Origin of the sequence: Streptomyces sp. NPDC002564 (assembly GCF_042889645.1) — a bacterium.
Lineage (GTDB): Bacteria > Actinomycetota > Actinomycetes > Streptomycetales > Streptomycetaceae > Streptomyces.
The window spans coordinates 146345-165083 of record NZ_JBIARE010000011.1; the positions used below are offsets into that span (position 1 = coordinate 146345).

Here is an 18739-nt window from a genome sequence, read left to right on the forward strand (position 1 = left end):
TTCGGGTGACCTCCCGACCAATCCGCCCGGGGGGCGGCTACGGATTACCGGTGTCGGGCTCGTGAGGGATCCCGCACGCGGAGACAGTCGGCGCCATGAGCGCTCCCGGTGGACAGTGAGGCGTCCGGCCTCCTCCGCCCGGAGGCGGGCACCGCGACCTCCGCCAGGCACCTGCCGCACGTCACACTGCGTGCGGCAGGTGCTCTGCGTGCGCCCCGTCACCCGGTCGCAGCAATCCGCGGTGCGTGGGCGGGCCCCATGCCGTATGACGAGCCAGCGCGAGGGCTGCCGAGCGCCAACTTGCCTGCGTTTCAAGCAGGTTGGAAGCCCGGGGAGGAACCGCGCCCCTCGGCGGCCGTCCGGCGGCCCGCCGTTTTGCCGAAGGTTCAAACATTGACGCGGCAACAACACGCAACCCTGGATGCCCGTTCGGGAACCGACTCCCTCTCTGAACAGACATATGGGACTAACTGCCCTAAACTAATCCAGGGGTGGGCGTCACTGGTCATAGTGGCGACTTTCAACGAGGAGGCACCGATGCTTGCTCAGCACACACCGCTTCTGACAACTCCGACGGACGCAACCGCGCTCGGCACGGCCATGGTGGAGCCGGAGGCGGTCCTGAGCGACGCTCCGACGTACGCGCCCGAGGCTGCCGGCCTGCTGCTGCTCCTGGCGCTGGTCTCGCCGAAGGAACCGAAGGAGCCGAAGGATAAGTGAGTCCTGATCGGTCGGAGGCCACGTATGTAGGGTCGGCGGCCGATCTGGCTCTTCGTGCCCTCGATGCCCTGCGCGGCATCGAGGGCACGGCCACGATCGCCGAGCACGTCGAGAAGGCGGACGACCCCCGGGCCGCGCTGGCGGCCATCCGTATCGTCGGGGCCGACGCCTTCGCCCCGTACCTCTTCGCCGGGGCCATGTTCCACCCGCAGGACGCGGTGGCCGTGTCCCAGTCCTTCGAGGTGTTTCCGCCCCCGGTGAGCACACCCGACCCGCCCCCCGCGGGTCCCGCCGAGCCCTGGATCGTCGCCTGGCGGGACTGGGCCACCACCACGCTGCTCGACCGGTTCACCGGAGCGGATCCCTCCGTCGTGCCACGGCACGGGGCGGACCCGGACCTGGACGCGGGAACCGCGCTCGTACAGCGGCCCGCCGGAGCGCCCGAGCTCACCGAAGCCGACGCCGACGCCGACGCCGGCACACCCTGGCAGGCCTGGTCGGTGCGGATGGGCCAGCTCTCGCCGCTCGCCCTGCCCGGACTCGACGGACCCGTGCACGACGCGGCCCGCGCGGCCCCGCTGCCCCTCGCGCAGGGCGCGACCCGTGCCGTACTGCGGCGCGACTTCGCCACCGCGGCCCGCATCACCCGCTGGCTCGCCCTGCTGGCCGCCGAAGGCGTCCACGTACCGCTCGACCCGGTGCCCCTGGTCGACTACCTCGGACTGCACGGCGGCGGCGCGCGGCTCGCTCTCGACGTCGCGATCAGTCGGCGACTGCTGGCCCAGGAGGGTGCATGACGACGTCCGTGACACGCACCGCGCACGAAGTGAGCTCGCGGGCCCTCGGGTGGCTGCACGCGCAGCGGGAACTCGGCGCCCTGCCCGCCGACTCCACCGCCGAACTCGGCGAACCCGACAGCGTGTACAAGCCGCTGGGCGAGAGCGCCCTCGCCGCCTCGCTCGTCCTGCGCGAGTCGGCGGCCGGCAGCACCGACCTGCGGCTCGCCCACGAGCTCATCGGCTTCTGCTGGCGCCAGCTCGGCGACGGCGACATGCTCTACGAACGGCTCCTGCGGTACTCGATGATGACCGACCCGCTGGAGACGTACGCCCCCTTCGCACGCGGCGGGCTGCGGCACGAACCCCTGGAGAACCTGCTCGCCCACACCAGCGCGCTGCGCTCGGTACGGGCCGTCGAGATCCTGCCCAACCGGCGGCTCGCCGTCGCCAACGCGGCGCGCGTCGTGGGCCTCGACCCGGAAGGGCGCTCGTACGACTGGGCGACGCTGACCCGCGCCACCTGGCTCGGCGCGACGCCCGAGCCCTGGCTCATCGACTGGATGACCGCCTACTGCCTCACCCACACGGTCTTCCACCTCACCGACTGGGGCGCCCGCCCTGAGGGCCTGCCCGCCGACCTCACCGCCTACGTCACCGCCTGGCTCCCCGCCTGGATCGACATCTGGGCCGAGATCGAGCAGTGGGACCTCGTCGCCGAGCTGATGATCGTCGGCTGCTGCCTCGTGGAGCCCTACTGCACCGCGGCCGACTGGGAGCGGCTGGCCCGCGCCCAGCACCCGGACGGCCTGGTGCCGCGCGACGGCGACCCGGTGCCCGACGACCCCGGCCGCCGATTCGCGGACCACCAGCACACCGCCGTGGTCGCCGCCATCGCCGGAACCCTCGCGGTGTCCCGGACGCTGGGCGGCGGGACAGCGGCCCCGTGACCCCGCGCGGGACCGCGCGCCCCGGCCCCGGGCCGGCCACCGACGCGCCCGCCCGGGCTGCGGACCTGCTCGCCGGGCTGCGCGCCGCCGCGCCGGGGGCGAGCACGGTGGCCCTGGCGGTGCGGCGCGGCGGCGAGGACACCGTGCTCGTCTCCGGCGACACCGCATGGCACGGAGGGACGGCCGCCGACCCGGACACGCGGTTCGAGATCGGTTCCCTGACCAAGACGTTCACCGCGCTGCTGCTGGCCGAGATGGCGGCGCGCGGCGAGGTCGCCCACGACGACCCGATCTCCCGCTTCCTGCCCCGGTCCGCCGCGCCCCACCTCCCGGGCGACCGCATCACCCTCCTGCACCTGGCCACGCACACCTCGGGCCTGCCCCGCCTCCCGCCCGGCTTCCTGCGCCGCGGGGCACCGGCCTGGTTCAGCAACCCCTACGCCGACTACTCCCCCGCCGACCTGCGCCGCGCCCTGGCGCGCACCCGGTCGCGGGCCGCTCCCGGCACCCGGATGCGCTACTCCAACTTCGGCGCGGGCCTGCTCGGCGAGCTGCTCACCCGCGCCGTCCACGGCCCGGTCCCGGCGGACCGCGTCGAGGAGCACTTCGCCGCGCTGCTCGCCGACCGCGTCCTGGACCCGCTCGGCCTCACCCGTACCGGCTGCGCCCCCGGCGGGCCGCAGGCCACCGGGTTCTGGCACGGCAGGGCGCGCCCCGCATGGGAGATGCCCGCCCTGCCCGCCGCGGGAGCCGTCCGCTCCAGCCCCCGCGACCTGCTCACGGTCCTCGGCGCCCTCCTCGACCCCGGCGCTCCGCCCACGCTCGCCCGCACCCTGCGCGCCGCGCTCGCCGACGTCACCACGCCCCGGATCGCTCTGCCGCGCACCGGCCGGCGCATCGCCCTGATCTGGAACATCAGGCCCCGCCCCGGTCACGACCTCTACCACCACTCCGGCGGCACCCGGGGCTTCACCACGTTCGCCGGATTCAGCCCGCGGACCGGGGTCGCGCTCGCCGCGCTGGCCAACACCGCCCCGGTGCTCACGGGCGCCTTCATCCAGCGCGCCTATCTGGACCTGCGGGCCCTCGCCCGGGCCGCGTCCGCCGACGGCTGACTGCTCGCCGGTGCATCCAGGCGCGCCCCGCGGGCGGAAGCGTCCTGTAACCCGTGTCCATCCGACGGTTGAGAGGACGTGCCATGCGCCCGGGGACAGGAGCACTCACCTCCACTTCCAGTGGCGACGGCCCGGCCGTGACGTCCGGTGACGACGACCCGGCCGCGCCGAAGGACCGCGCCCACGTCGTCGACACCGACGTGGGCGCCGCGGTGGGACGGACGCTGGAAGACATCCTGCACGGACGCCTGGAGGAGGCGCGGGCCCTCGATCCCACGTTCGCCGAGGACATCGCGGCCAGGGCCGCCCACTTCACGCTGCGGGGCGGCAAGCGGATCCGCTCCCGGTTCCTGTGGTGGGGACTGCGGGCGAGCGCCAGGGGCGTCGGCCCCTGCCAGGTGACGGCGGCCCTGCGGCTCGCCGCGGGGCTCGAACTCATCCAGACGTGCGCCCTGGTCCACGACGACGTCATGGACGGCTCACCGCTGCGCCGGGGCAGGACGGCCGTCCACGTGGACATCCAGCGCCAATACGCGGGGCGCGGGGCGGGCGGGCCCGGGGAGCCGTTCGGCGCCGCCGCCGCCATTCTCGTGGGTGACCTCGCGCTCAGCTGGGCCGACGACGTGCTGGCCGCGGTCGAGCTCGGGCCGGTGACCGGCCCACGGGTGCGCGCCCTGTGGCAGTCCATGCGGGCGGAGATGGTGGCGGGCCAGTACCTGGACCTGCAGGGACAGGTCACCGGTTCGCGGTCGATGGTCAGGTCCGTCCGCACCGCCTCGCTCAAGAGCGCCCTGTACTCGGTCGAGCGTCCGCTGGCCTTCGGCGCGGCGCTCGCGGGCGCCGACGAGAGCGCGACCCGGGCGCTGTGCTCGGCGGGTCGCTGCGCGGGAATCGCCTTCCAGCTGCGCGACGATCTCTTCGGCGCGTTCGGCGAGCCCGGTGAGACCGGCAAACCCTCGGGGGACGACATCCGCGACGGCAAGGGGACCTACCTCCTAGCGGTGGCCACGGCACGGGCCGAGGCCACCGGCGACCGTGCCACGCTGGCCCTCTTCGACTCCTGCGTCGGCCGGGCCGACCTGGCGGACGACGACGTGCGCAGGGTGCGGGAGGCGTTCGTGTCGACAGGGGCCCACGCGATCGTCGAGGACAAGATCCGCCGGCTGATCGGGCAGGCCAACCGGCACCTCTCCGCGGGAGCGTTCGTCCCGCACGCCGACCGGCGGCTGCGCGACCTCTTCCACCGCGTGGCCGGCCTCTCCGGGGCGGACGAGCCCGCTGCGCCGTCCACCGCCCCCGGTCCCCTCTCCGTCGCGGGCGGACCGGCCGGTCCGCGCGTCCCCTGTGCCGAAGGCGGCAGCCGATGAAGACCCTTCCCGGGCGCACCGATCACGTGGTGGTCGTCGGCGCCGGACTCGCGGGCCTGTCGGCCGCCCTGCATCTGCTGGGCTCCGGCCGCGCGGTGACGGTCGTCGAACGGGCCGACCGGCCGGGCGGCCGGGCCGGGCTCCTGGAGCGGGCGGGCTACCGGATGGACACCGGGCCCACCGTGCTGACCATGCCGGACCTCCTGGAGGACGCCTTCGCCGCCGTGGGCGAGACGCTGCGCGACCGCCTCGACCTCGTCGCGCTGCACCCCGCCTACCGGGCGCGGTTCGCGGACGGCAGCAGCCTGGACGTGCACACCGCGGCCGACGCCATGGAGGCCGAGGTCGCACGCTTCGCCGGTGCCCGCCAGGCCGTCGGCTACCGGCGGCTGCGCACCTGGCTGACCCGGCTCTACCAGGTGCAGATGCGCCGGTTCATCGACACCAACTTCGACTCGCCGCTGGAACTGCTGACCCCGGACCTGGCCCGGCTCGCCGCCCTCGGCGGGTTCGGCCGGCTCGACGCCCGGATCGCGTCGTTCATCTCCGACGAACGGCTGCGGCGCGTCTTCTCCTTCCAGGCGCTGTACGCGGGCGTGCCACCGGCCAGGGCCCTGGCCGCCTATGCCGTCATCGCCTACATGGACACCGTCGCCGGGGTCCACTTCCCGCGCGGCGGCATGCACGCCGTGCCCCGGGCCATGGCGGACGCCGCCGCCGACGCGGGCGCGGCGTTCCGCTACGGACACGGCGTGCGGCGCCTGGAGCGCTCCGGGAGCCGGATCACGGCCGTCGTCACCGACCAGGAGCGCATCGCCTGCGACGCGGTGGTCCTGACCCCGGACCTGCCGGTCGCCTACGAGCTGCTCGGCCGGGCCCCGCGACGGCCGGTGCCGCTGCGCCACTCGCCGTCCGCGGTCGTACTGCACCTGGGCACCGACCGCACATGGCCCCAACTGGCGCATCACACGATCTCCTTCGGGTCGGCCTGGAAGCGCACCTTCCACGAACTGACCCGCAGCGGGCACCTCATGTCCGACCCCTCCCTGCTCATCACCCGCCCCACGGCCACCGATCCCGGCCTGGCCCCCGCCGGACGGCATCTGCACTACGTACTGGCCCCCTGCCCCAACACCGACATCGGCCCCGGCGCCCACGCGTGGACGGACCTGGCGCCCCGCTACCGCGACCGTCTCCTCGCGGAGCTGGAGGGGCGCGGTCTCGCCGGGATCGGCGCCGCCATCGAAGAGGAGTGCCTGGTGACCCCCGCGGACTGGACAGCTCAAGGGCACGCCGCCGGCACGCCCTTCTCCGCCGCCCACACCTTCCCGCAGACCGGCCCCTTCCGGCCCCGCAACCTGGTGCGGGGCACGGACAACGCGGTACTCGCGGGCTGCGGCACCACGCCCGGCGTGGGCGTGCCCACGGTGCTCATCTCCGGCAAGCTGGCCGCCGCGCGCATCACCGGACCGCCGCGCGGGCGCCCCCGCACCGCCGGGCGCCCGCTGGCGGCGGGAGGCGCGGAGTGACCGCCCGCGAGCTGGACGCGGCGGCGATCACGGATCCCGCGCTGCGCGCCGCGTACGGCCACTGCCGCCGCCTCAACGCCCGCCACGGCAAGACCTACTTCCTGGCGACGCGGCTGCTCCCGGTCGAACGGCGGCCCGCCGTGCACGCCCTGTACGGCTTCGCCCGCTGGGCCGACGACATCGTCGACGACCTCGACTCCCCCGCCGCTCCGGCGGAGCGGGCCGCCGCGCTGCTCCGGCTCCAAGAGCAGCTGGTGGCCGGAATCCGCACGGGGGTGAGCGGCGAGCCCGTCGTACGGGCGCTCGCCGACACCGCGCGGCGGTACGCCATCGATCCGGCGCACTTCACCGACTTCATGGCGTCCATGCGCCTGGACCTGGAGGTGAGCGAGTACGCCACCTACGGTGACCTGGAGCGGTACATGCACGGCTCGGCCGCCGTGATCGGCCTGCAGATGCTGCCCGTGCTCGGCACCGTCGTCCCCCGCGAGGAGGCCGCGCCGCACGCCGCCGCCCTCGGTGTCGCGTTCCAGCTCACCAACTTCCTGCGGGACGTGGGTGAGGACCTCGACCGCGGCCGCGTCTACCTGCCCCAGGACCTGCTGCACGCGCACGGCGTCGACCGCGCGCTGCTGCACTGGAGCCGCGCCCGCGGGCGCCGGGACCGCCGGATCACGGCCGCGCTGGAGGCCGCCGCCGCCCTCACCCGCGACGTGTACCGCACGGCCGCCCCGGGACTTGCCATGCTCGACCCCGTCTCCCGCCCCTGCATCCGCACCGCGTTCGTGCTCTACGGCGGCATTCTGGACGCCATCCGTGAGGACGGGTACGCCGTGCTGCACCGCAGGGCGGTCGTCGCCCGCCGCCGCCGCGCCGCCGTCGCCTGCGACGGCCTGGCCCGGCTGGCCGTCGCCAGGCTGCGCCACCGCGGCCCGGGCGGCGTGCCACCGCTCGCCGCACCGCCCGCGCACGCCGTGCCGCACGGCGCTCCCGGCGTGCAGGCCCACCGTTCGTGGAAGGAACCGGTATGACAGGCGCGCGCTCCTCCCGGCCCGGGCGCTACCCGCTGCGGCTGCGCCGCCGCCCCGTGGCCTGGGAGGACCAGCGGCCGACCTGGCGCGAGGCACGGCCCGCGGTGATCGCGACGGCCCTGAAGCGCGCCCAGGCCCGGCCGTCCGGCAACTGGTACGTGGTCGGCGCCAGTCGGCGGATCAGGGACGACCGCCCGGTGGGTCGCACGGTGGCGGGCCGGGAGATCGTCCTGTGGCGCGGCGCGGACGGCGGCCTGCGGGCGGGCCCGGGCGTCTGCCCGCACCTGGGCGCCCCGCTCAAGGACAGCCGGGTGCGCTGCGGCACGCTGATCTGCCACTGGCACGGACTGGCCCTGGACGGCCGGGCGTTCGGGGACTGGCAGCCCTGGCCGGCCTACGACGACGGGGTGCTGGCCTGGGTGCGTCTCGACGACGTCGGCGGTGAGGAGGCGCTGGCGCAGCCGGTGCTCCCCCCGCGGCCCGACCCGGCGCAGAGCGTCGCGGCCGTGGTGACCACCAGCGGCACCTGCGAGCCCGAGGACGTGGTCGCCAACCGGCTCGATCCCTGGCACGGCGCCTGGTTCCACCCGTACTCCTTCGTCGACCTGACCGTGGCGCCGCTGACCGGGGACGAGCAGGACGACGCGTTCACCGTCGACGTGTCGTTCAAGGTGGCGGGGCGCGCGGTCGTGCCGGTGCGGGCGGTCTTCACCGCGCCGGAGCCCCGTACCGTCGTCATGCACATCACCCGGGGCGAGGGCGCGGGTTCCGTGGTGGAGACGCATGCGACGCCGCTGGGCACGGACCGGGCGGGGCGGCCGCGCACCGCCGTCGTCGAAGCGGTGATCGCGACCTCGCACCGGCCCGGCTTCCTCGTCGCGCAGGGCGCCGCTCCCGCGCTGCGGCCCGTCATGCGGGCGGCGGCCGCGCGGCTGTGGCGGGACGACATCGCCTACGCGGAGCGCCGCTGGAATCTGCGCAGCACGGGTCGTTTTCCGGGGTGAGGGCGTGCGGCGCCGTGCGGGGGCGTCACGTTCCGGCCAGCCGGTTGAGGGCCCGGAGCGCTCCGACGCGGCCCCGGTCGGGGACCGACCACAGGGTCTGGCCGTGCAGTCCCCAGCGTTCGAGCAGGGCGTTCGCGGCGAGGAATCCGGTGGTCGCGGCCCGTTCCATGAGGGCGCTGGGCAGCTCGGTGCGCACGAGGTCGCCCGCGACGGTCAGGGCCGGGTCGGTGGTGCGCACGGTGGGCCGGTCGTCGTAGCCGCCGACCGCGAACAGCGGGCAGTCGGCGCGCCATTCGTGCCGCTCGTCGACGATCTTGGCGTCGCGCGTCTCGGGGTAGAGGCGCTGCAGTTGTACGAGCAGCCGGTCCTGTTCGGCGGTGCGGTCGGTGCCCGGTGCCACGGCGTAGGCGTGCAGTTCGACGACCGAGCCGCCGGTGCGGGCGACCCAGCGCATGGCCTCGCCCTCCCAGCGTTCCAGCACGCTGACGTTGTCCAGGGGGCCGTAGCCGCTGGTGCCGAGGAACCCGGCGCGGTCGGCGGCCACGGGACGGTCCAGCCACAGCCGGGAGACGAGGAAGGGCGGGGCGGTGCGCAGGCGCATGACCCGCTCGCGCCAGTCGCGGTCGGCGAGTCCGGGCGAGCGCGCGACGACGTACTGCAGGCCCGCCGTGTCCAGGGCGAGCACGACGGCGTCGTGCCGGAGCTCGCCGTGCTGGGTGGCGACGCGGAATCCGCCGTCGCCCTGCGGCCGGACGCTCTCCACGGCCTGCCCGGTACGCAGGTCGGCTCCGTGTCCGGTGAGGTAGGCGGCCAGGGGCTGCCACAGCGCCGCGGGGAAGGGCTCCTGCGGCACGTCGAAGAGCAGGCCCTCGCTGGAGCCGAGGAAGTAGATGTGGAACATCAGGGCGAGTTCGGCGGCGGAGAGCCGGCTCGGGTCGGCGAAGAAGCTCCGCGAGAACACCTCGAACGCCAGGTGGTGGGCGGCCTCGGGGAAGCGGATCCGCTCCAGCAGGTCCTGTGCGCTGACCTTGTCGAGCCGCCGGTAGACGTCGGGGACGCGCACGTCCATCAGGGGCAGGGCGGCGCGCGGGTTCATCCCGGTGAGGTCGCGCCAGCCGAAGGTGGGGCTCCGGGCGGCGAAGCCGAGCGCGCTCCACGGCGGTGTGCGCGGCACCTTGGCGAAGCTGTCCTCGAATCCCGCGCTGTGCCGCAGCGGGTAGTCGGCGAGGCCGGTCAGCATGTTCAGCCCGGGGTCCGCCCGGCGCAGCAGGCCCCGCAGGTTGTAGTACTGGCGGAAGAAGGCGTGGAAGCCCCGGCTCATGGTCGCCGTGGAGCCGTCGGCGAGCTCGACGGGCCAGCCCGCCAGGCGGCCGCCCAGCTGGTACTCGCGCTCGTACAGGGTGACGCGCACGCCGCGTTCGGCCAGGGCGGTGGCGGCGGCCAGGCCGGCGATGCCGCCGCCGACGACCGCCGTCGTGGGGGCCTGGTGGCCGTGCGGGACCCGGGCGAGGCCGGGCGCCGCCCGCCACACCCGGGCGCGGCGGTCGCGGCCACGGCGCGGGGCGGGTCCCTGGGGCGCGGGGGCGTTCCGGGTCATCGGGCGTCCGCCGCGGCGTCGTCGGCCGAGGCGAGGAATGTGTGCACGATGCCGGTCTGCCAGCCGGGCATCGGCAGGACGCGTACGCCGGAGAATCCGGCCCGTCGGGTCCGGTCGGCGAAGGCGTCCGCGGTGTCGAAGTCGGCGACGCTGTGGAACAGGTGGCGGTAGAGGGGCCCGTCACCGGTCAGGGTGCCGGCGGGCTGGACGACCGCCTTGCAGACGGCCGTCCACACCAGACGGTCCGTCAGGCGTCCGCTCAGGGTGTACTCGTGGACGGCGAGGCGGCCCCGGGGTGCCAGGAGCGCGCGGACCTGGTGCAGGACGGTGTCCGGGTCGGCGACGTTGCGGAACAGGTAGGCGGCGAACACCGCGTCGAAGGGGCCCTTCACGCCTGCCTGGGCGAGGTGTTCGGCGGGGGCGTGCACGAAGGTGACGCCCGGCGGCCAGGGTTTGGCCTCGGCCTGGGCGAGCATGCCCGCGGAGGCGTCGACCGCGACGATCTCGGCCAGGGGCGCGGCGTGCCGCAGGGCCGCGGTGGAGGCGCCGGTGCCGCAGCCCAGGTCGAGCAGGCGCAGACCGGCGCCGCCGCGCGGCAGCCGCAACCTGCGGGCGGAGCGGCGGAGGTGGGCGTGGTAGCCGGGGTTGGCGGCGACCAGCCGGTCGTAGGTGCGGGCGGCGTGGTCGAACGCGGCGGACAGCGTGTCGTCGCGCAGCACGGTCATCTCAGGTCTCTTTCCGGTCGGCCGGGCGGCTCGCCGCCCCGGGCACGGGGGCGGGTGCGCGGCGCTTGGGCAGCCGGGGCAGTTCGGCGGCCGTGCGCAGCATGGGGGCGACGGGGGTGCGCAGTCCGATCGTCACGTCCTCGTAGGCGCTGGTGCGTCCGTCGAGGAAGCGGAGCAGCCGTTCCATGGGGACGTGGCGGAACAGGCCCGTGAAGAACGACGCGCCGCTCACCCGCCCGGTGTCCAGCGCCCGCAGCAGGACGGCGTCCATGGCGCGGGAGCGCGGTGAGTGGGCCGGGGGCGGCTGGGGGGTGCGGCCGCGGTGGTAGGCGACGGCGATGGCCCGGGCCTGGCGCTGGATGGCGGCGAAGGTGTACCCGGTCGAGGGGCGGGTCGCGCCGCCCGCGGTGCCGATGCGGAAGACGGAGCGGCCCGCGCGGCGCGGGAAACGCGCGTCGGTCATGGGGATCACGCCGTGCTCCACGCGGGCCACGTCGTAGTGCCGGAGCCCGAGTTCGTGGGTGAGGTATCGGTTCAGCGCCTGCTCGTACTCCGCGGTGTCGAGGACCTGGCGGGAGAACTCGGTGTACTCGACGAGGGCGTGGCGGGGGCCGGTGGGCAGGACGTAGGCGAAGGAGAGTCCCTGGGCGGGCTGTGCGGTGCGGAAGTCCATGAGGTCCGCCACCCGCGGGTCGAAGGCGGGCCGGTCGGTCGTGACGAACCAGCCGTGGAAGTGCTGCAGCAGCGTCGTCCGGGCCGGTGGCAGGACCCGCAGCGGCCGGGAGTCGAACACCCAGCGGGCGCGCAGCGTCAGGGGGTGTCCGGCCGCGGTGCGGGTGCGGACCTCGGCGCCGTCGTCCGCGTCGCGGATCTCCTCGACCACGGCGGCGAGCCGGGCCACGTTCGGCTCCGCGGCGAGGCGGGCGTCGACCAGCGACTCGAAGGAGGTGGAGCGCAGCATCTTGTAGCGCAGGGGTGCGGGCGAGGCGGCGACGGCGGTGCCGTCGGGGGCGTGGACGCGCAGGGTGTCCCAGGCCGCGGTCAGGGCCGCGTCGAACTCGCCGTGCGGTTCCTCCCAGAAGCACCAGGTGCGCTCCGCGGGGCGCAGCGGGCCCGCCGGGGCGTCGACCAGGACCACGGACGGTCTGCGGATGCCCGGCCGGGTGGTGGCCAGGCGGTGGGCGAGCGAGAGCCCCGCCGCGCCGGCCCCCACGATGGCGATGTCCGTGTCCCGCATGAAGCCCCTCGCCGGTCGTCTGCGTGTGCCCAGCATTCCGTACGCGCCCGCTTCCCGGATGCACCGACGGCGCGGGATTCTTCGCGGCGCGCGGGGCCGGGGCCGGAGGCAGGACCCGCGTGCCGGGCGGTGCATCCGGGGGCGTATGCGCGCCGGTATCCCTGACAGGGGCTACCGGGCCGCCCCGGCGGGCACGATCACGGGCAGCGGATCCCGCCGCGGGCGTCCGCGCGGCGCGGTGGTGGACCGGGAGGACCGGGAGGACCGATGATCACGACGATGGCACGCGGGCTCGACGCGGTACGGGCGCGCGCCGGAGACCTGCTCTTCGCGCGGGTGGCGGGCCCCGAGGGCCCCCGTAACAGGGAGCGGATCCACACCACCCCCGGCCCCCGCTGGTTCGCGCCCGACAGTCCCGTCCGTCGCGTGCACGGCGACAGCTCGATGTTCATCGGCGGCCTGTCCGCGCTGCTGCTGCAGTCGCTGCATCCGCAGGCGATGGCCGCCGTGGCCGCGCACTCCGGGTTCCGCGGCGATCCGTGGGGACGCCTGCAGCGCACCAGCACGTTCCTGGCGACCACGACCTACGGCACGGCACGGAGCGCGCAGGCGGCCTGCGACCGCGTGAACGCCGTCCACGCCCGGATCAGCGGCAGGACGTCCCGGGGCGTTCCCTACCGTGCGTCGGACCCGCATCTGGTGCAGTGGGTGCATGTCGCCGAGGTCGACAGCTTCCTGCGGGCGCACCAGCAGTTCGGCGCGCACCCGCTGACCCGGGACGAGTGCGACACGTACATCGCCGAAACGGCACGTATCGCGCGGGCCCTCGAAGTGCCGGACCCGCCGGAGTCGGTGCGTGCGCTGGCGGACTGCATGGCCGGCTACCGCGGCGAACTGCGCGGCACGCCCGAGGCGTTGGAGACCACCCGTTACCTGCTGTTCAGGCCTCCCGTCCCGCTTCCCGCGCTCCCCTTCTACGCGGCACTGGCCTCCAACGCGGTGGCCCTCCTCCCCCACTGGGCGGCGACCGAACTGGGCCTGACCCGCTTCGACCCGGCCGAACGATGGCTCGTACGACCGGTGGGCCGGGCCGCGACGGGCCTGATCCGCTGGGCGATGGGCCAGACGCGACCGGCCGGCGGCCCGGCGGAGGCCCCCTCGGCCGACTGAGGCTCCCCCGGCCGACTGCGGCGCTCCTCCTCGGCTCCCGAGCCCTTCCACCACTCCCACATCACCCGACCGGCCCACCAGGGACCCCCGTGCGGCGCATCTGGACGGTGGCCAGGGGCGGAACCACTGATGCGAGACCTGCCCGCCGTCGAGGAGCCGCGCCATGATCATCTCCGTTGTCCTCTTCACCTCGGACCTGCGGGTGCACGACCATCCGCCGCTGCGCTCCGCACTGCACGGCGCCGACCGGGTGGTGCCGCTGTTCGTACGCGACCGTGCGGTCGACGCCGCCGGTTTCGCCGCGCCCAACCGGCTGGCGTTCCTGGCCGACTGCCTGCACGACCTCGACCGCAGCCTGCGCGAACGCGGCGGGCGGCTCGTCCTGCGGTCCGGTGACCTCGTGGACGAGGTGTGCAAGGTGGCCGCCGAGTCCGACGCCGACGAGGTCCACCTGGCAGCGGGGTACAGCAGCCACGCGCACCGCCGTGAGGAGCGCCTCCACCAGGCGCTGGAGGCCAAGGGGATCCGGCTCTTCGTCCACGAGACCGTGGGGACGGCGGTCGCCCCGGGCGCGGTGACGCCGGCGTCGTCGGACCACTTCGCCGTCTTCACGCCCTACTACCGGCACTGGTCGCAGCAGACCCGGCGGGACGCCCTCGCGGCGCCGCGCGTCGTGCGGGTCCCCGACGACGTGCGCTCGGAGGAACTGCCGGACCGCGCGGACGTCGACGACGTGTCGCCGGGTCTGGCCGAGGGCGGCGAGAGCCGGGGCCGGCGGCAGCTCAACGCCTGGCTGCGGGGCGGAGTCGGTCAGTACGACGAGCGCCACGACGACCTGCCGGGCGACGCCACCTCGCGGCTCTCCGCGCATCTGCACTTCGGCACGCTGTCCGCCGTGGAGATCCTGCACCGGCTCCGCGACAAGCAGGGCGCCGGGCCCGCCGCCTTCGTACGCCAGCTCGCCTGGCGGGACTTCTACCAGCAGGTCCTCGCGGCCCGTCCGGACGCCGCGGCCGACGACTACCGCGGCCGGCACGACCGGTGGCGCGACACGAAAGAGGCGCACGAGGACATCGCGGCCTGGAAGGAGGGCCGCACCGGCTACCCGGTGATCGACGCGGCGATGCGCCAGCTGCGGCACGAGGGCTGGATGCACAACCGCGCCCGCCTGCTCACCGCCAGCTTCCTGACCAAGACGCTGTACGTGGACTGGCGCGTCGGCGCCCGGCACTTCCTGTCCCTGCTGGTGGACGGCGACATCGCCAACAACCAGCTCAACTGGCAGTGGATGGCGGGCACCGGCACGGACACCCGGCCCAACCGGGTCCTCAACCCGCTCGCCCAGGCCAGACGGCACGACCCGGACGGCGTGTACGTCCGCCGCTGGGTGCCCGAACTCGAAGGTCTGGACGCCCCCGCCGTGCACGAGCCGTGGAAGCTGTCCGGCCCCGACCGCGCGGCCTACGACTATCCCGATCCGATCGTCGACCTGTCCGACGGCCTGGACCGCTTCCGGCAGGCCCGTGGGCGCACGACGGGGGCGAAGGGATGAGCACCGCGCACTGGCTCTTCGGCGACCAGTTGGGCCCGCACTTCCTGCGCCCCGGCGACCAGGGGCCCGCCCCCGACGCACCGGTCGTCCTCATCGAGGCCAAGTCGGTCTTCCGGCGTCGCAGGTTCCACCGCGCCAAGGCCCACCTCGTGCTGTCCGCGATGCGCCACCGGGCCGCCGAGCTGGGCGACCGGGCCCGCCACGTCCGGGCCGAGACCTACCGGGAGGGTCTGCGAGAGGCCTGCGGAGACAGTGATGTGACGGTGCATCACCCCACCTCGCGGGCCGCACTCGACTTCGTACGGCGGCTGCCGCAGGTACAGGTGCTGCCCGCCCGGGGCTTCCTGGTGGAGCAGGACGCGTTCCGTGCCTGGGCCGACGGACACACGGGGACGAAGCTGCGGCAGGAGGACTTCTACCGCTGGACGCGGCGCCGCCTCGACCTGCTCATGGAGGGCGACTCGCCCGTCGGCGGCCGCTGGAACCTGGACCACGACAACCGCGAGCCGCCGCCGCGCGGCACCGGGACCCTGGACGCCCCCGCGCCCTACCGGCCGCGCGAGGACGACATCGACGAGCAGGTGCGCGAGGACCTGGACCGCTGGGAGCGCGAGGACGGCATCGAGTTCGTGGGGCGGGACGGGCCGCGTCTGTTCCCCGCGTCCCGCCGCGAGGCACGTGCGGCGCTGTCCCGGTTCGTCGAGCACCGGCTCGCCGGATTCGGGCCGCACGAGGACGCGGTGCTCGCCGCCGACCCGGTGATGAGCCACAGCCTGCTCTCCTCCTCCCTCAATCTGGGGCTGCTCGACCCGGCGGAGGTCGTGGAGCTCGCCGAGGACGCCTGGCGGGCGGGCCGGGCCCCGCTGAACAGCGTGGAGGGCTTCGTCCGCCAAGTCGCGGGCTGGCGGGAGTACGTGTGGCAGGTGTACTGGTACTTCGGCGCCGACTACCGCGACCGCAACGCGCTGCGCCACCACGAGCCGCTGCCCGACTGGTTCCTGGACCTGGACGCGGACGCGGTCACCGCCCGCTGCCTGTCCACCGTGCTGGCCCAGGTGCGGGACACCGGCTGGACCCACCACATCCCGCGCCTGATGGTCCTCGGCAGTCACGCGCTGCAGCGCGGCTACGACCCGCGCGCGGTCACCGACTGGTTCCACCGCTGCTTCGTCGACGGCTACGACTGGGTGATGCTGCCCAACGTCGTCGGCATGTCCCAGTACGCGGACGGCGGCCGAATGACCACCAAGCCGTACACCTCGGGCGGCGCCTACCTGAACCGCATGAGCGACCTGTGCGGCCCCTGCGCCTACCGGCCCACCCGGCGCACCGGGGAACAGGCCTGCCCCTACACCGCCGGGTACTGGGCCTTCCTGCACCGGCACCGGCAGCGCCTGGGCGGCAACCCCCGCATGGTCCAGGCGGTGCGCGGCCTCGAACGCCTGGGTGATCTGGACCAGTTGCTGCGGGAGGACGCCGACCGCGGCGACCGCGCGCCGTGACCCGCCGCCGAGTCCTGGACGAGGCGGTCAGGCGGCGCCCCTGCGCAGGTCGGCGATGATCTCGCGGGCCGCGCGGGCGCCGGAGGCCAGCGCCCCCTGCACCGATCCGGTGGCCCGGTGGTCGCCGCAGACATAGCGGCCCCGGGCGATCCGGCTGGTGCGGCTGAGCGGGTGCCCCGGCAGCATGGCGGGCAGGGCCGCGGGCACGGTGCGTACCGTCAGGAGCTCCCAGCCCGCCGTGTCCGCCTCGTACGCCTCCGCGAGCGCGGCCCGCACGGTGTGCTCGCGACCCGGCCGGTCCGCGCCGAGCACCGACGTGGCCACCAGGCTGCAGCCGTCGGGCGCACAGGACGGGACGACCTCGCTCAGCACGCAGGTGTTCAGAAAGCGCCGGCGCGCGTCGGTGAGCAGGGTCGGCTCGCCCAACGGGCTGCGTTCGCACAGGTGGTAGTACGTCGTGACGGTGCGGTACGCGGGTGGGGCGAGGTCCGGCAGCAGGGCGGCGGCGGGCCCCGGTCCGGTCGCCACGACCACGACGGGCGCCTTCACCTCCGCTCCCCCGCTTCCGCCGCCGAGCAGCACACCGCCGTCGGTGAGGCCTTCGACGGGACATTCCAGCCGCACCGTCTCCGCGGGGAGTCGGCCGGCGAGCTGCGCCGGTACGGCGCCGATGCCGTCGGTGGGCAGGCAGAGGGTGCCGCGCACCATGCTGCGCCAGACGAGATGGAAGAAGCGGCTCGACGTCTCCAGCTCCTCCTCCAGGAAGATGCCGGACAGGAACGGCCGGAAGAAGCCTTCGACGAACGGGGCCGAGAATCCGGCCGCGGCCAGGGCCGTTCGGGTGTCGTGGTCGCGCCGGTGCTTGAGCCGTCCGGCGGGGAGGAGGGCGTCGCGGCCCGACAGGACCGCGAGGGCGGCGAGATCGCGCGGGCCCGCCGCCCGGCCGCGGACCAGGTCCACGACGTCCCGCGGCGCACGGGTGGGGTCGCTCAGGCGCAGCCTCCCCCGATCGGTGTGGACCAGGACTCCGGGGGTGAACGGGCGCAGCCGCAGCGCGCGCAGGTCCAGGCGCTCGCGGACCTGCGGGTAGGCGGTGTTGAACACCTGGAAACCGCGATCGATCACGCATCCGCCCACGCGGTCCGAGCGCATCCGGCCGCCCACGGCCTCGGCGGCCTCCAGCACCTGGACGTCCAGTCCCACGTCCGCCAGGTCCTTGGCGCAGGCCAGCCCGGCGAGCCCGGCCCCCACCACGAGGACATCCGGCCCGCCCCGGCTCCAGAACACGGCGACCACCTCCACGACACGCCCGTTGCTGCTGTGTTCGCCCCTTCTTCGGTTCGGGCGGCGGACGTGGATGCACCCGCGGGGGATCAAGGGGGCGGCTGTGCCGTGCCGTTGTGCGCCCGGCTCAGGAGGGCGACGGCCTCGCGCAGCCCGCCGCAGTGGGCGAACCCCTTCGGGACCGACCGCCCCCACCCGGGTCCGACCGGCAGCACGAGGGCGCGGCGGCGGGCTCCCGCGGGCCCCCACTCCATGCCCGCCACGTGACGTGCGTGGGCCGTCCCGGCCGTGGAGCGCGCCTGCGACCACAGCACGACGCCGGAGGGGCCGGTGCGCCGCACGGCGGCGACCAGCGCCTCGAAGGGGACGGCGCCGCCCAACATGCGGGTGGGCAGGCCGTGTTCGCCGAGGGCCGCGTTGAGGGCCTCCAGGGGCAGGGTGTGCTGCTCGTTCGGCATGCAGGCGAGCAGGACCGGGGCGCTGTCCCGGGGCGGCAGGCCGCGCGGCCTGAGCAGGGGGGCGCTGCGCAGGGTGGTCGAGATGTGCCAGGACAGGAGGTGCTCGACCTCCACGTAGCGGTCGTCGGACAGCTCCCACTTGCGGCCCACCGCACGCAGCGTGGGCACCATGACCTCTTCCCAGACCGGTACGAGGCCGTGCTCGCCGACCAGCGCGTTCAGTCGGTCCTGCACCTCCTGGGCGTCGAGGCGGACCGCGGCGCGGGCGAGCCCCCGGCACTCGCGGCGCACGTCGCCGAGCGGCAGGGCGCTGCTGGCGTTCCGGTAGCGCCGTCCGGGCGTCGGGGCCGCTGCGGCGTCGGCGGGCGGCCGGGCGTCGTCGGGTGGCGGGGCGGCCTCCGGCGGGGAGGCCTCGTCCGGCACGGGTGCGGCTGTCGGCTCGGGCGCGCTCCTGACCAGGCGCGCGGCCTCGGCGGGCGGTACGCCGCCGGCCGTCAGCCGGCACATCTGCTCCAGCATCGCGATGTCCTGGGGCGTCCAGCGGCGGTGCCGCCCTTCGGGGCGGATGGCGGGACCGAGTCCGTAGCGGCGGTCCCAGCTCCTGAGGGTGGTCGGGGAGACGCCCAGGCGCCGGGCCACGGCGCCCGAGGTCATCGCGGCCCGGGGCGCCCCCGACGGCTCCGCGGCGGCTGCATCGTTCATGTCTCCAAAATACGACGCAG

Annotated in this window: 16 protein-coding genes; 11 read left to right on the forward strand and 5 right to left on the reverse strand. The window is 75.1% G+C overall.

All coding sequences use genetic code 11. The features are described from left to right. Positions 1 to 537: 537 nt before the first annotated feature. The 8 genes from ACFYXE_RS31475 to ACFYXE_RS31510 all read left to right on the forward strand — a co-directional run bounded on the left by ACFYXE_RS31475 (position 538) and on the right by ACFYXE_RS31510 (position 8492). The gene (locus ACFYXE_RS31475) at positions 538 to 720 is read left to right on the forward strand and encodes a hypothetical protein (RefSeq protein ID WP_361181034.1); all 183 of its coding nucleotides are present in this window, start codon (positions 538 to 540) and stop codon (positions 718 to 720) included. Then, positions 717 to 1517: a hypothetical protein gene (locus tag ACFYXE_RS31480; RefSeq protein WP_389318430.1), complete on the forward strand. Its 801-nt coding sequence runs from the start codon at positions 717 to 719 to the stop codon at positions 1515 to 1517. The genes ACFYXE_RS31475 and ACFYXE_RS31480 overlap by 4 nt, the downstream gene beginning before the upstream one ends. Further along, positions 1514 to 2446: a DUF6895 family protein gene (locus ACFYXE_RS31485; RefSeq protein WP_389318432.1), complete on the forward strand. Its 933-nt coding sequence runs from the start codon at positions 1514 to 1516 to the stop codon at positions 2444 to 2446. The genes ACFYXE_RS31480 and ACFYXE_RS31485 overlap by 4 nt, the downstream gene beginning before the upstream one ends. Next, the gene (locus tag ACFYXE_RS31490; protein WP_389318434.1) at positions 2443 to 3561 is read left to right on the forward strand and encodes a serine hydrolase domain-containing protein; all 1119 of its coding nucleotides are present in this window, start codon (positions 2443 to 2445) and stop codon (positions 3559 to 3561) included. The genes ACFYXE_RS31485 and ACFYXE_RS31490 overlap by 4 nt, the downstream gene beginning before the upstream one ends. 137 nt (positions 3562 to 3698) lie before the next feature. Then, positions 3699 to 4928: a polyprenyl synthetase family protein gene (locus ACFYXE_RS31495; protein ID WP_389318436.1), complete on the forward strand. Its 1230-nt coding sequence runs from the start codon at positions 3699 to 3701 to the stop codon at positions 4926 to 4928. Then, positions 4925 to 6457: a phytoene desaturase gene (locus ACFYXE_RS31500; RefSeq protein WP_389318438.1), complete on the forward strand. Its 1533-nt coding sequence runs from the start codon at positions 4925 to 4927 to the stop codon at positions 6455 to 6457. Before ACFYXE_RS31495 ends, ACFYXE_RS31500 begins: the two co-directional genes overlap by 4 nt. Continuing rightward, positions 6454 to 7488: a phytoene/squalene synthase family protein gene (locus tag ACFYXE_RS31505; RefSeq protein ID WP_389318440.1), complete on the forward strand. Its 1035-nt coding sequence runs from the start codon at positions 6454 to 6456 to the stop codon at positions 7486 to 7488. Before ACFYXE_RS31500 ends, ACFYXE_RS31505 begins: the two co-directional genes overlap by 4 nt. After that, positions 7485 to 8492 carry a DUF5914 domain-containing protein gene (locus ACFYXE_RS31510; RefSeq protein ID WP_389318442.1) on the forward strand — a complete coding sequence of 336 codons (1008 nt, stop codon included), beginning with the start codon at positions 7485 to 7487 and terminating at the stop codon, positions 8490 to 8492. Before ACFYXE_RS31505 ends, ACFYXE_RS31510 begins: the two co-directional genes overlap by 4 nt. Before the next feature lie 25 nt (positions 8493 to 8517). Here the strand turns inward: ACFYXE_RS31510 and ACFYXE_RS31515 are convergent, their stop codons facing one another. The 3 genes from ACFYXE_RS31515 to ACFYXE_RS31525 are packed head-to-tail and all read right to left on the reverse strand — an operon-like array spanning position 8518 to position 12051. After that, complete coding sequence (locus tag ACFYXE_RS31515) at positions 8518 to 10089, reverse strand: FAD-dependent oxidoreductase (protein ID WP_389318444.1); 1572 nt, start codon at positions 10087 to 10089, stop codon at positions 8518 to 8520. Beyond that, on the reverse strand, positions 10086 to 10814 hold the full coding sequence (locus ACFYXE_RS31520) for a class I SAM-dependent methyltransferase (protein ID WP_389318446.1): 729 nt from the start codon (positions 10812 to 10814) through the stop codon (positions 10086 to 10088). The genes ACFYXE_RS31515 and ACFYXE_RS31520 overlap by 4 nt, the downstream gene beginning before the upstream one ends. A gap of 1 nt (position 10815) precedes the next feature. Then, on the reverse strand, positions 10816 to 12051 hold the full coding sequence (locus tag ACFYXE_RS31525; protein WP_389318448.1) for a lycopene cyclase family protein: 1236 nt from the start codon (positions 12049 to 12051) through the stop codon (positions 10816 to 10818). Positions 12052 to 12318: 267 nt separating this feature from the next. Between ACFYXE_RS31525 and ACFYXE_RS31530 the strand changes: the two genes are divergently transcribed. From ACFYXE_RS31530 to ACFYXE_RS31540, 3 genes are all read left to right on the forward strand, one after another. Next, the gene (locus ACFYXE_RS31530) at positions 12319 to 13221 is read left to right on the forward strand and encodes an oxygenase MpaB family protein (protein WP_389318450.1); all 903 of its coding nucleotides are present in this window, start codon (positions 12319 to 12321) and stop codon (positions 13219 to 13221) included. 163 nt (positions 13222 to 13384) lie between these two features. Further along, on the forward strand, positions 13385 to 14773 hold the full coding sequence (locus tag ACFYXE_RS31535; protein ID WP_389318452.1) for a cryptochrome/photolyase family protein: 1389 nt from the start codon (positions 13385 to 13387) through the stop codon (positions 14771 to 14773). Then, positions 14770 to 16275, forward strand: coding sequence for a cryptochrome/photolyase family protein (locus ACFYXE_RS31540; RefSeq protein WP_389318454.1), 1506 nt, complete (start codon positions 14770 to 14772; stop codon positions 16273 to 16275). The genes ACFYXE_RS31535 and ACFYXE_RS31540 overlap by 4 nt, the downstream gene beginning before the upstream one ends. 27 nt (positions 16276 to 16302) lie before the next feature. Here ACFYXE_RS31540 and ACFYXE_RS31545 read toward each other — a convergent pair whose 3' ends face one another. Continuing rightward, complete coding sequence (locus ACFYXE_RS31545) at positions 16303 to 17571, reverse strand: NAD(P)/FAD-dependent oxidoreductase (RefSeq protein ID WP_389318594.1); 1269 nt, start codon at positions 17569 to 17571, stop codon at positions 16303 to 16305. Between the two features lie 77 nt (positions 17572 to 17648). Further along, positions 17649 to 18719 (reverse strand): MerR family transcriptional regulator, encoded by a 1071-nt coding sequence (locus tag ACFYXE_RS31550; RefSeq protein WP_389318456.1) that lies wholly within the window; start codon positions 18717 to 18719, stop codon positions 17649 to 17651. Between the last annotated feature and the right edge of the window lie 20 nt (positions 18720 to 18739).

What these genes read in the sequence shown, in the direction of transcription:
- ACFYXE_RS31500 (WP_389318438.1), top strand. Translation starts at nt 4,925, where the DNA reads ATGAAGACCCTTCCCGGGCGCACCGATCACGTGGTGGTCGTCGGCGCC.
- ACFYXE_RS31550 (WP_389318456.1), bottom strand. Translation starts at nt 18,719, where the DNA reads ATGAACGATGCAGCCGCCGCGGAGCCGTCGGGGGCGCCCCGGGCCGCG.
- ACFYXE_RS31540 (WP_389318454.1), top strand. Translation starts at nt 14,770, where the DNA reads ATGAGCACCGCGCACTGGCTCTTCGGCGACCAGTTGGGCCCGCACTTC.
- ACFYXE_RS31525 (WP_389318448.1), bottom strand. Translation starts at nt 12,051, where the DNA reads ATGCGGGACACGGACATCGCCATCGTGGGGGCCGGCGCGGCGGGGCTC.
- ACFYXE_RS31530 (WP_389318450.1), top strand. Translation starts at nt 12,319, where the DNA reads ATGATCACGACGATGGCACGCGGGCTCGACGCGGTACGGGCGCGCGCC.
- ACFYXE_RS31485 (WP_389318432.1), top strand. Translation starts at nt 1,514, where the DNA reads ATGACGACGTCCGTGACACGCACCGCGCACGAAGTGAGCTCGCGGGCC.
- ACFYXE_RS31510 (WP_389318442.1), top strand. Translation starts at nt 7,485, where the DNA reads ATGACAGGCGCGCGCTCCTCCCGGCCCGGGCGCTACCCGCTGCGGCTG.
- ACFYXE_RS31475 (WP_361181034.1), top strand. Translation starts at nt 538, where the DNA reads ATGCTTGCTCAGCACACACCGCTTCTGACAACTCCGACGGACGCAACC.
- ACFYXE_RS31535 (WP_389318452.1), top strand. Translation starts at nt 13,385, where the DNA reads ATGATCATCTCCGTTGTCCTCTTCACCTCGGACCTGCGGGTGCACGAC.
- ACFYXE_RS31520 (WP_389318446.1), bottom strand. Translation starts at nt 10,814, where the DNA reads ATGACCGTGCTGCGCGACGACACGCTGTCCGCCGCGTTCGACCACGCC.
- ACFYXE_RS31515 (WP_389318444.1), bottom strand. Translation starts at nt 10,089, where the DNA reads ATGACCCGGAACGCCCCCGCGCCCCAGGGACCCGCCCCGCGCCGTGGC.